Here is a 517-nt window from a genome sequence, read left to right as displayed (position 1 = left end):
TTCACTTTTCCTCAGCTATTACTGTTATCTAGTTTTCAAAGAACAACGTTTGAGAGTTGAACTCTCAAAACTGAACAAACCATACGCCAACATTTCATGTCTAGCTACGGCTCCTAACCTTTCGGCCGTTTCACTTCTGTCCATGAAACCAAAGAGCGGTTTCCCGGTCAGAAGTTCCAACGTCTGTCAAGGTTGAACAGTCGCCTTCGCTTTTCGTATAAATCCTTAGAAAGGAGGTGATCCAGCCGCACCTTCCGATACGGCTACCTTGTTACGACTTCACCCCAATCATCTACCCCACCTTAGGCGGCTGGCTCCTTACGGTTACCCCACCGACTTCGGGTGTTGCAAACTCTCGTGGTGTGACGGGCGGTGTGTACAAGGCCCGGGAACGTATTCACCGCGGCATGCTGATCTGCGATTACTAGCGATTCCGGCTTCATGCAGGCGAGTTGCAGCCTGCAATCCGAACTGAGAACGGTTTTATGAGATTAGCTCCACCTCGCGGTCTCGCGAC

1 rRNA gene is annotated in these 517 nt (G+C 50.7%); it reads right to left on the bottom strand.

Going from position 1 to position 517, the window contains the following annotated elements:
* Positions 1 to 229 precede the first annotated feature (229 nt).
* A 16S ribosomal RNA gene (locus ACFOU2_RS15105) occupies positions 230 to 517 on the bottom strand; the annotation flags it as partial.

The organism is Bacillus songklensis (assembly GCF_042649685.1).
Taxonomy (GTDB): domain Bacteria; phylum Bacillota; class Bacilli; order Bacillales; family Bacillaceae_H; genus Bacillus_BA; species Bacillus_BA songklensis.
The sequence above is the reverse complement of the archived record's forward strand: the minus strand, read 5'-3'. Positions and strand labels throughout refer to the sequence as shown.